This is a genomic window from Caecibacter sp. AF58-12pH5A, from assembly GCF_027681725.1.
In the GTDB taxonomy this organism is placed as follows: Bacteria; Bacillota; Negativicutes; order Veillonellales; family Megasphaeraceae; genus Megasphaera; species Megasphaera hominis.
In genome coordinates this window covers 1-11,482 of the sequence record NZ_JAQDBC010000053.1, presented here as the reverse complement: position 1 = coordinate 11,482, position 11,482 = coordinate 1, and the positions used below count along the sequence as shown (strand labels likewise).

General features: G+C 44.8%; 8 protein-coding genes. All 8 read right to left on the bottom strand.

The window, feature by feature from the left end; all coding sequences use genetic code 11:
- Positions 1-15 precede the first annotated feature (15 nt).
- Positions 16-330 carry a GGDEF domain-containing protein gene (locus tag PGX44_RS13255; protein ID WP_498855736.1) on the bottom strand — a complete coding sequence of 105 codons (315 nt, stop codon included), beginning with the start codon at positions 328-330 and terminating at the stop codon, positions 16-18.
- Between the two features lie 409 nt (positions 331-739).
- Positions 740-988, bottom strand: coding sequence for an aquaporin (locus PGX44_RS13250; RefSeq protein ID WP_498855737.1), 249 nt, complete (start codon positions 986-988; stop codon positions 740-742).
- A gap of 48 nt (positions 989-1,036) precedes the next feature.
- A complete protein-coding gene (locus tag PGX44_RS13245; RefSeq protein WP_498855735.1) occupies positions 1,037-4,498 on the bottom strand; it encodes an autotransporter outer membrane beta-barrel domain-containing protein in 3,462 nt (1,153 codons plus the stop codon).
- Between the two features lie 287 nt (positions 4,499-4,785).
- The gene (locus PGX44_RS13240) at positions 4,786-6,357 is read right to left on the bottom strand and encodes a recombinase family protein (protein ID WP_498855734.1); all 1,572 of its coding nucleotides are present in this window, start codon (positions 6,355-6,357) and stop codon (positions 4,786-4,788) included.
- Positions 6,358-6,383: 26 nt separating this feature from the next.
- On the bottom strand, positions 6,384-8,030 hold the full coding sequence (locus tag PGX44_RS13235) for a recombinase family protein (protein WP_498855733.1): 1,647 nt from the start codon (positions 8,028-8,030) through the stop codon (positions 6,384-6,386).
- A gap of 285 nt (positions 8,031-8,315) precedes the next feature.
- Complete coding sequence (locus tag PGX44_RS13230; protein ID WP_276802268.1) at positions 8,316-9,080, bottom strand: ATP-binding protein; 765 nt, start codon at positions 9,078-9,080, stop codon at positions 8,316-8,318.
- Positions 9,077-10,633, bottom strand: coding sequence for an IS21 family transposase (istA, locus tag PGX44_RS13225; protein ID WP_276802783.1), 1,557 nt, complete (start codon positions 10,631-10,633; stop codon positions 9,077-9,079). Before istA ends, PGX44_RS13230 begins: the two co-directional genes overlap by 4 nt.
- Positions 10,634-10,890: 257 nt before the next feature.
- Positions 10,891-11,283 carry a hypothetical protein gene (locus tag PGX44_RS13220; RefSeq protein ID WP_498855732.1) on the bottom strand — a complete coding sequence of 131 codons (393 nt, stop codon included), beginning with the start codon at positions 11,281-11,283 and terminating at the stop codon, positions 10,891-10,893.
- Between the last annotated feature and the right edge of the window lie 199 nt (positions 11,284-11,482).

The window sequence follows — 11,482 nt, the reverse complement described above, 5'->3', positions numbered from 1 at the left end:
TACTATTATTATACGCTATTTCTCGTCAAAATCAACCATTTGTTGTGACAGAGCCTTTTTAAAATAATCAATATCGATCATTAATAATGAAACCACAAAGTTATGCTCAATAGATTGTTCCCATACTTTTGAAAAAGTTTCCCAAAAATATCTGCGATTATATAATCCCGTTAAACTATCTATCCGGGATACTTCACTGAATTTTTCAAATAAAATTTTAAGTTCCTGCTCCGTTAAATCGGCAATTTTCACCAATGTTTTTACCTGTTTAAAAGGGAGTGTAAAATGAAGTGTGTAAGTTACCGGTAACCAATTTACTAACTTACGCACTTCATTTTACACTCCCCTATATTCTTACAAATACATACTTGCAATCGTTAATGCCGTATGCATTTCTTATATTACATGTCGATTATTATTTATCATATCCAACCAATTCAAGGCATAAAAAAGAACCAGCTTATTGAGCCAGTTCACAAACTACCCATATTTTCTGTGCTTTCACGCTATGCACACTTTTTGTTGTTTTGTATCAATCCCAACGTCATTACGTCCCAAAGGAGTACGACTTTGATACAAAGCAACGATTATCTGGAATATGCACACAGGGGGTGCATTGATACGTTCATCACCTGACATCCTCTTTTTAACCAAAAGCTGGAGATTGAACAACATCTGCAATCTCCAGCATCATACAAATTTTACAATTATTATTTATTATATGCTTCAGCCAGCAACTCTATGAAATAGCACCTAAAAGCTGGACAATAACACAGCCAATGAAATCCCGTCCGTTTGTCTTCCTGAATAGAATTACACCAAGAGATACCGCCGGATTTACATGACGACCAGATATATTACCAATGGAATAAGCCCTAACCACGATAGAAATTTCAAAAGCAAAAGCTGTCGCAAAATAAGCTGGCATAAGCATTTCGTCCACGACTTTAACTTTAGCCCTTGAAATAGCTGCTGTTCCAAAAGCAATACTAACACAAATGTACCAATAAATTCAAATGTGCTTTTTCCCTCTTGATCAGAATTCAAAGCGAAGCCCTGCATTAAAACGATACTTCATATTTACATCAGCCCCAAAACTCCGTTCTGCATCAAAATAGAATTGTGTATTATTAGAAAGATGGATATTTGTCCCAATACCGACTAAATACCAGGTATCTCCCAAATCGTCATTATCTGTAAATGTCACATCATCCATGATACGGTTTCCTGTAGTTCCCAAAAAATCATGTAAGATAGACGCTTTCATATATACTCGGCTTGGGTTCTTAGTTTTCTGCTGGAGTTCTCGGCTCAACACAAACCCTAATCGGCCTACCAAGCTGTCAGCATTATCCTGCTGTACACTGGCTCCATTTCTGGTAGTATAATCATCTCCCCACAAATAATTATAGGTCATCTGTACCTGTGGCTCAACAGCCCAACCATGGCTCAGCATCTTTTTCCGACCATATTCGGCACTGATACTGCTGCCCCAGTTTTCAAATTCTCCATGATCCCCATAGGAGGTAGTATAATCAGAATCAATTCGTCCAAGACGAGCAACTAAATCCAGATAATGTCCATGGGGTCGAATATTGGTGGCATATAAAGAAAGATCTGTGGATTTTTGCGAACCATGGCCGTTTGTATAATCAGTATCTCCCCACAAATGAGAGATTGCTCCTCCATAATACCACTTTCCATTATGGGCTGTTGTCTTTTCTTTATCTAAACCCACTTGCAATGTCTTGTAATTACCATGGAAGCTGTGACGGCCATCCCGTTCCAGCCGTTTATTGATAACACGCGCCCAGATTCCCTGGTCTTCCTGGTTATATCGCAGTTCTCCCAACCGTTTCAACAACGTGTCATCATCTCTCCAGATGGCAAATGCTGCATTATAAGCAGATCCGGGCACAGTGCCATTCGGGTTTATGGTATTACCATTGTTTCCGCTATGGCTGTCAGGCGTTAAGAACCAGTCATCATATCCTTCATAATCTGGATTAACCGTATCAGTTTCTTTCTTTACTACCAAATTTTTATTATATATCTTTTTATAATTCTGGATCTGAACAGCCTGATTCATTTTGAATGATGAAGTATCGGGCGCCGTAGAGGCAAAATACAGCTTGCTTCCGTCCTTCATCCCGTTAACACTACTGTCTGATGTCATTGCCACTGTATATGTACTGCCTGCACCGCCATGGGCCAGCACAAAATCACTGCTGCTGCCATCACGGTAAGAGTCTACATCATCACTTCCATATCGTAAATCCATCTGGAATTGGCCGCCGGTTCCGCCAAGATCTCCTGTTTCCAATTTAGCTGCAGATCCTTCCATGGATATGATACTGCCTTTGTCCAGTTTAACCCCATAGGCTTCGCTGTCACCGGTCAATTTCCACAGAGAATTTCCTGAAAGGGAAATATCCCCATTCCCCTTTGCTGCACCTATCCACGCACTGCCACTCTGCAGCGCAATACGAGTGGCCCCATCCGCTGCCTGTGCATCCAAGTTTCCTGTCCAGCGGCTACTATTCTGCAGTACTGCCTCCGCACTCCCAGTCGTACTGGTCAGATTGCCAGTCCAGACAGAAGCCTGATTGAAATCCACCTTCAGTTTCCCCTCAACCGTCTTCAGCGGTTGATAATAAACATCTTCATAAACTTTCTTCCCATTAGTCATGTCCCCGATCATGGCAGACTGGTTGGTAAAGGTCAGATTCATAGTGCCACTGTTATCTGCATTGCCGGTGAGAGAAGCCCCTTCACCGGAGTACACAGCATTCAGAGTATTGTTTCCCTCTGCCTTCAAATTCCCTTTCTGTGATGCATGAGCACCAGAAATATTCAGATTGACTGTATTTCCTTCATAAATTTCAGACTGCCATGATGACCTCGATCTGTAATCTATATTATTTCCTACGGATTCTACACACGCTATCAAGTTTCCATTCTCTCCGGAAACGGATTCTACATCCCCTGTCAAGTTTCCATTCTCTCCGGAAAAATTAACCATAACATTACTAGTGCTTGTCTTAGCGCGAATACTCCCAGTCATTGATGCATGAGCCCCGGAAAAGTTGGCGGTAATAGAAGCCTGATCATCAGTACTTCTTGTATCATCCGGATTCCAAGCAGCTTCTACGTCCCCTGTAAAGGCCATATTTTCCCCAGACATATCCATCTGGATATTCCCTTTCTCCACTGCCCTGATATTCCCATCTACTTTGCCATTATCCCCTGATATCAGAATATTAGCAGTAGCCCCCGAAGTTACTTTCAGTAAGCTGTTTTCATAAATAGGGTCTCCTGTATACGATCGGCTCATGGTAAAATTGTCCCCTGTCGCATTGACAGTAATGTTCCCGTCATCTCCGGAATTCATATCTCCACGAATATAGGAATTGTTTCCACTCATATTCAGTGTGACGGTACCGCCGCTATACGCTTCAATGGCATCTTTCCAGAATTGGCTGCTATTCGTTCCATCCGCTCTAGTATTGACAAAAGAGCCATCGCCGGTCATATTGGCAAGAACGGAACTGTCCTCCCCGCCTACCTGTATTTTACCTAAGATCTGAACCAATCCTCTAGCATTTTTATTAATTGTCAGGTTAGAGCCACTTGTATCATTGCTCATCAAATCAATACTTTGTTCACCACTGGGCCAACCATTTTCTGTTTTATTGGCAGAAGACAGTGTGACAGTTCCATTAGTATCAGAATTAATAAAGATATCCCCACCTATTCCTGAAATAGTACCTGTTACATCCACAGCATGGGCATTCAGATCAACAGTAAATTTTTCTCCGCCTTCCCCTTGTCCGGCAAAAATGGATTTATTATCTGATTGTATTTGAATTTTATCTGCCTTAACTGTAATGCCCTTTCCTAACGCACTACCCCTTCCTGTCCATAGAGAATTGCCTACGGTGGGATGTGCATCCCCGGCAAGACCAGAGTTTTTAATCGTAACAGAACTTCCTGTTCCGCCACTGACGGTGATACCGCCGCCATTATCCACCAATCCGTACCCAGCGATAGAGGAAGTAATGTTCAGGTTCTTGAATCCCTCAATCGTTGTTGTCCCTTTCCCTTCCGTATATACACTGTCATTATTGGTAGCGATATTGATATCACCGCTGACCTTAATATGGGTGGCTGCATCACTGATAACGCCTTTATCTGTCCGTTCATTCCCTGAGAAATTAGCATTGATAGTAAGATTTTTTGCATTTACCTCGGCATCCCGTATAGCCGCCCCATCACCACGAGAATTGTCCGTCCAATTAATCACTAAATTCCGGTCAGGATAATTATAGGATTTAAAGTCCCCCTTAGTGGTATCTCCACGAGTATTACTGACCATCTGATTGGTCAATGTGTCCGTGTTCGTTGCTGGATCATAATCAGCATAAGCATAAGTACCCCCCCACAAGACAGTTGTGCCGATTTCCAGTGCCATAAGCATCAGTTTTACGTTTCTCTTCATAAAATCACTCCATTTCTATTAATTTGTACTCTTGACCGTTGGGTTAAACAATACTCAACAACTTAAACGAATTAGCAGCAACCTTCCAACTCTAAACAAGTATAAAAGGGCAAAAGCCCTGTACCTCGGTCATTTATGTGTTTCTTGTTTCCCATCAGATCTTATGTCTTTTTTATTTTATCATAATTATGTGTGTCCATGCCATATATTTTTCACCACACTTTTGTACGTTCAACATGTTCTTTGAGAATATATGAACAGACGCCATGCCAAATTCCTGTCAATATTCATCCTTTTATTTCCGTTCCGTCCTTGAAGGTCACCCGGATATCGTCTTTGCTGTACACCGTGATGAAGTCCACCAGGCTGCCCCACAGCCTGGCATCGAACTCCTTGATGAGTTCCTGCTCCTGAAGCTCCTTGATGAAGCTGTCCATCTGACGACTCCGGGCCTTGCGATATTGGATGTCATCACAGGTCTTGTCATACTGCTTCTTCGCCGCTTCATATCGGCTGACCAGCTCGCTGTACTTTTGGTCGTAATCATCCTGGTTCTGCGCGACCCGCGCATTCTCGGCTATGAGATGCTGCACCTTGTCGGCCAGCAGGTTCAAATCTGTGCTGAGCTTGTCCCGCTCCTCTTCCAGGGCTTCTGTATCGGTAAGCCGTTCCTTCAGCAGGGTGATGCTGTTAAGGATATCAGCTTTGTTTTCGATGAGCTGATTGGCGGCCCGGATGAAGACTTCCTTAATATCATCTTCTGTCAGATGCGGTGTCTTGCAATGGCTCTTGAACTTGTCGTTGCATCGGTAGATGGTTCTGCGGTACTTATCGGTCGAGTGCCAGACCTTTGCCCCGTACCAGCCGCCGCACTGGCCGCATTTAATCTTGCTGGAGAAGATGGATACGCCGCTGTAACGTCCCCTGCCTTCACGCCGCCGCTTGATTTCTTCCTGCACCCAGTCGAAGACCTGCGGGCTGATGATGGCTTCGTGGTTATTTTCCACATAGTACTGCGGCACTTCCCCTTCATTCGCTTTCATTTCTTTGGTCAGGAAGTTGACGGTAAACCGCTTCTGCAACAGGGCATCGCCCTTGTATTTCTCATTCGTCAGGATGCTCTCTACCGTCCGCGGATACCAGCGTTTCTTTTTCGCCGGGGTTTCCAGCCCTCTGGCAGTCAGCTCCCTGGCAATGGAGTGGAAGGTATACCCGTCCAGGAACAAGCGGTAAATCAGTTTTACCGTCTTGGCCTGCTCCCGGTTGACGACCAGATTCCCGTCTGACCCCCGATCATAGCCAAGGAAATGGCCGAACGGCACACACACCTTCCCGTCAGCGAATCGCTTCCGATGGCCCCAGGTAACGTTTTCCGAGATGCTCCGGCTTTCTTCCTGTGCCAGGGAACTCATAATGGTGATGAGTAGTTCGCCCTTGGCGTCAAGCGTCCAGATGTTTTCTTTCTCAAAATATATCTCGATGCCCTTGTCCTTGAGCTTGCGTACCGTCGTCAGACTGTCCACGGTATTTCTGGCAAACCGGCTGACGGATTTTGTAATAATAAGGTCAATCTTATTATCCAGCGCATCCCTTACCATCGCATTGAACCCGTCACGGTGACGGGTATTGGTTGCCGAGATTCCTTCATCCGTGTATATACCGGCAAACTCCCAGTCGTTCCTGCCCTTAATATACGAGGTGTAATAATCAACCTGTGCTTCATAGCTTGTCACCTGATCTTCATGATCTGTCGATACACGGGCATAACCGGCCACTCTCCGTTTCCGGTGGCTATTGATGGGTTCTGCGGTGTAGCGACTGATGACTGCCGGAATGGTATGTACTCTTCGCGCTTCCACTATAGTTTCCACCTCCCTTCATGTATTCAGCAATTTCCCGTTTTAACCGGTGGCCAGCGGCAGCTTGTTCTCCTGCCATCGGTAAAACAAAATGTCAGCTCATCCGTTTTTCCAGTTTCAATATGGTCTATCTGATTCCGAAACACAGCATCATCAAATGCTGGCAAGCCAAGCACCGTTGCTGCGATCTGCTTCAATGGTTCTTCCCGTATACCCGGAACCTTGCAGGATTTTCCCGAGATCTTGCACCGCCAGTAAGCAACTTTCCCGTTTTTTCGCTTGTCCAGGCAGCGTTTGAAGCAGATGTTACATTGAACGCATAGAATCCGATCTGTAAAAGCAGAATACCGCTTCGATTTCCCGCTCATCCGGTACTGCTTCGTCCAAACCCTTTGCTTGTCCTTGAGTTTTTCCGTCCAGTGATCCTTGTTTGCAGTTGATTCCCAGTGCCGGATAATTTTTCGGCCATCTTTCATGTTAAATACCATGACACGATATTCCGGCACAGTAATGGTATCAACTTTTTCAAGGAATATGTTTTCATCAAAAGCCTGCAGTCCAAGGACAGCCGTACATTCCCGTTCCAGCACAATTTGTGGGATAGTTCCTTTTGCGCCACAGTTTTTTCCCTTATATTTATGGGATGTGCATCCCCAGTACCCGATATGCCACCCTTTATATTTCCGTTTGCTACTGACATAACTTTTTCCACAAACGCCGCATTTGATTTTTCCTGTAAAACACGTCGTATGCAATGACTTATTGGCAAATGCCCCTAATTTGCACCGACGTGCCATTTCCTTCTGTACATAATCGAACGTTTTCTTATCAATAATAGCTTCATGAGTATTTTCGACAAAATACTTTGTTCTCTCGCCACGGTTTTTCCGTTTTTTTTTAGTAATAGGATCTTCTATATATGTTTTCTGAAGCAGGAGATTACCGGTATAGGTAATATTGGTAAGTACCTGCTTGATGCTGGGATCACCCCAGTTATTACCATGCCTAGTTTTGATGCCCTTCGCCGCAAGCTCCCGTCTTGTCTCAACCCGTGATTTTCCGTCAAGAAAATTTTGATATATTCGCTTTACAACAGCTGCTTCTTCAGAAACAATTACGAGTTTATCCCCTTCCCATCGATAGCCATATATAAAGAACTTTGCAGGCGGCATGCCCTGTTGGAACCGTTTCTGCACACGCCATTTTATATTCTCGCTGATGGACCGGCTTTCTTCCTGGGCAAAGGATGCAAGGATTGTCAGCATCAACTCACCTTCGCCGCTCAGAGTATGGATATTTTCCTTTTCGAACCACACTTCAACGTCAATCTCTTTCAAGTGGCGTACCGTGCGCAGAAGATCCAAGGTATTGCGGGCGAAACGCTGGATGGACTTGGTCAAGATAACATCTATCTGCCCAGCTTCGGCATCTTCTAACATCCGCTGGAATTCCTGCCGTTTCTTTATCCTTGTCCCGGAAATACCGTAGTCAGCATATACCCCGGCATATTCCCACTCCGGGTTCTTCTGTATGAGGCTGCTGTAATAGCTGACCTGTGCCGATAGGGAATGATGCATCCGTTCCGAGTCCACGGATACGCGGGCATAGGCTGCGACTTTTTTGCGCTGTCTTAAATTCGGTATACTTCGTTCAATCTTACGGATAGTCCGCATCAAATCAGCTCCTTTCGACACTATATATCACTCTGTTTGATACAATTATCAAGTGTATAATTCTCCTGAAAATGGCTGATATTGGCGAATCATCGCCTGTTCGAAATCCCGGTGCATAAATCGGCGTAAGTTTACCGTCTGCACGGACTTTTTTTACCACCTTCTCGGAATTCTTTTACCACCCCACCGCACTAGTAGGCCATTAAGGGATTCGGCCAAAAGCTCTGCCGGATGGTTGAGCCGGCAGAGCTGGTTATTTAGTTTTCTTTAAAGTATAGATAAGCTTTAGCTTTGAGTTGCTTTCAGGCCATACCGTTCTCTCATTGAGATACGGCCTTCAACCATAATTACGTATGAGTTATGGATAATGCGGTCCATAATAGCATCAGACACAGGGCTTGCAGATTCGGGGTTCGAATCAATCCTGGTATACCAGCCATCTGTGCTGTACTGGGTGCAGAAAATCATAGAACGTTGGCAACGAGTTTCTACAATTTCTAATAGATCATAACTTTCCTGCGGTGTTAGGGGGCGTATAAGCCATTCATCCAAAATGAGCAAATCAACTTTTTTGTAATTGGACAGGCATTTCTTTAATTCACCGCCGCTTCGGGCAATATTCAACTCATCCAGCAATTCTGGCATACGAATATATCGTACTTTCTTGAATCGTCGGCAGGCAGCGTTACCAAGAGCACAGGCAATGTAGGTTTTACCATTGCCAGAAGCTCCTTCCAGAATAATATGGTGTCCCTCGTCTACAAATTTGCAGCTGGATAGGCGTAAAATCTGTGCTTTATCCAACTCTCTATCTTCGTAGTACTCAATTTCTTCTACTGCGGCAGCTGGGGCAGAAAAATTTGCATTCTTAATGAGGCGCTGTACTGTATTCGTTTGGCGTCGGTTCCATTCGGCAGTCACCATCAGTCCTAATCGTTCCTCAAAGCCAAGCTCATTAAAGGTTGAGTCTTGTAATTGGTGGGATAATTCATCCGCCATAGCGGTCATTCTCATCTTCCTAAGCATCTCTACGGTTTCCTGGTCTATCATTGGCGGCCACCTCTATCCTTACTGAAATACGAGGCACCGCGTGTAATTCCGTAGTTGTTTGCTGCGGCTGGCTTTTTCTGCGGAGCGTTTTTAACAGGTTTATCTTGGTCATTTTTTAAAATACTGCTGACGTTACGGACGGACGGAGTGGCCTTGTAGGCGAAAATACGTCCACAAGCGTTTTCAAGCCGTACTTTCCCGTAACGTTCTTCCAATTTCCTAAGGCTGGAGCAGGCTTTATAGCCCTGTTCTGGGGCCTTTCCGCTGGTAAGGAAATACTGCACAGTCTTTTCTGTCATGGGACCAACAGTCGTTGCCCAACGAGTGAAATCATCCGCATTGTAGGTCAGGTACCTTTGGTGTGCAAGGGGCATGTGCTCTAGGTTTACCAGCGGATCTCTCTGGACGGTCCGCAAACGACGGTGGCTGGCAACATGGCTGCCGTGGAAGAATACTTCTACAGTAGTCTTTGTCACCCGAATGTCTACCTTTTCGCCAATCAAGTTGTAAGGGACTGAATATTTGTTCTTGCCATCTGAAATAAGATAATCATTGGGAACTTTGGCTACCGACCAAACAGCAGCCTCAAAATCTGTAGGTGGCAGAGGAAGCATATATTGCTTTTCTTCTTCCATATAGGCACTGTAGCGGGAGCCTGCCATCTGCTTAAAGGGGCGGTTGTTCATTTCTTTAAGTTTTTCCGCAATAGCCTCATTCATTTCATGAAGGGAAAAGAATTTCCTTGAACGTAAGGCAGCAAGAATCCAGGTTTCAGCAAAACGCACAGAAGCTTCTGCGGAGCTTTTATCCTTAGGCCTGCGCACACGGGCTGGTACAATTGCCGTACCATAATGTTCAGCCAATTCCTGGTAACTGCGGTTTAGGATTGTTTCATACTTAGTATTAGACGTGGTTGCAGTTTTGCAATTGTCAGGAATTAGAAGCCGAGGAACACCACCATAAAACTTGAAGGCGTGTATATGGCAGTTCAGCCAGTTCTCAGTTTTCATATCGTCGCAAGCTTCTGCATAGGTATAATAACTGCACGGCAAGGTGGCAATAAAGAGATAAGCCGGGCTTGTACTGCCGGTTACCGGGTCATATATGGGAAGAGTATCCCCAGCCCAGTCGACCTGCATGGCATCGCCAGGTTTATGTTGAATACGCATGGTGGCTTTGGTCACCCGGGCCCATTTTCGGTATTTCTCTGCAAATTGTGTACTCATATAAGGCGTTTTGCCAGTCTCGTAGCACTGTCTGCAATATTCTTCCCATAAAAGCGTCATCGTTACACCAGATTTTGCTAGTTCCCGATGGATGTAGGGATAGTCTGGTTCAACATAAAAAACTTTGGTCATGCTCTTTCTTGGAAATAATATTGTTTCCAATTCAGCATTAGTGATGCTGGAATCCAGCGGCCAGCTAATGCCTTGTTGGTCTGCAGCCTTGTAGACTGCACTGATGGTTGGGCGAGAAGCAACTTTGGTTAAAGCTATCCCGCGTTGAGTGCACCCCTTGCTTCGCAGCATAAGAATCTTTCGGTAATCCGTCATATGAGGACCCCCTTATACTAAAGTCACACGAGAACCGTGTGCTATCTTCAGTATGAGAGTTATTGAGCAGGGTGGCAAATACTTCCGGAAGGATGGTCAAATAACTGCGGCAGAGTGGTAAAAAAAGTCCGTGCACATGGCAAAATCGTATCGGTATATTCACCCGGTACTCCTTCTCTGTGATGAGCTTTGCCGCCATCATTTTCCTTGCCAGATGCATTGTCACCTGGAAAGTTGTTTCATTTTGAAACGACCTCTTATCCATGGCGTACATCCCCAAACCGATAAGCAATATAGCAGGCATGGGAGCAGAACTTCCGATGGCTGTTGCCGTAGACCATGAATCCCTTCCCGCAAGCCGGACAGGTATAGGTGTAGACTGCCTTCCGCTTCACCAGCTCCAGATGTGCGTTCCACCACTTGTTCCGGCAGGCATCGCAGCAGAAACGTTTCCGTTTCCGCCCCGGATTCTGGGCAATGGACTTTCCGCACTGCTCACAGACTGCCCCGGCTGTTTTGGCTACCAGGCTGTGCCGTCGGCAGAACGACTTCACCGTGTTGATGGAAACACCTAATTGGCTGGCTATAGTTCCATACCCTGCCCCGTTGCGGCGTAAGGTGATAATCTGTTGTTTCTGTTTGTCCGTCATGATAGACACCTCCTGAAAAAATAGCTTTCAAGAGTAACAGGACAGAATGACTATCGTTAAGTACCTTTTAGGACAAAAAAAAGCAGGCAATCACAAAAATTGCCTGTTTAAATGCCAGTTTTTTATTTGAACAACGACAAAAAGGGTTTGTCAAGTTAAGTGTGTAAGTTTTTTTAGGTATCATAAAAGAAGATGCGTT

Excerpts from the sequence above, each read along its gene's own strand:
- PGX44_RS13245 (WP_498855735.1), bottom strand. The coding sequence starts at position 4,498 with ATGAAGAGAAACGTAAAACTGATGCTTATGGCACTGGAAATCGGCACA.
- PGX44_RS13235 (WP_498855733.1), bottom strand. The coding sequence starts at position 8,030 with ATGCGGACTATCCGTAAGATTGAACGAAGTATACCGAATTTAAGACAG.
- PGX44_RS13230 (WP_276802268.1), bottom strand. The coding sequence starts at position 9,080 with ATGATAGACCAGGAAACCGTAGAGATGCTTAGGAAGATGAGAATGACC.
- istA (WP_276802783.1), bottom strand. The coding sequence starts at position 10,633 with ATGACGGATTACCGAAAGATTCTTATGCTGCGAAGCAAGGGGTGCACT.
- PGX44_RS13220 (WP_498855732.1), bottom strand. The coding sequence starts at position 11,283 with ATGACGGACAAACAGAAACAACAGATTATCACCTTACGCCGCAACGGG.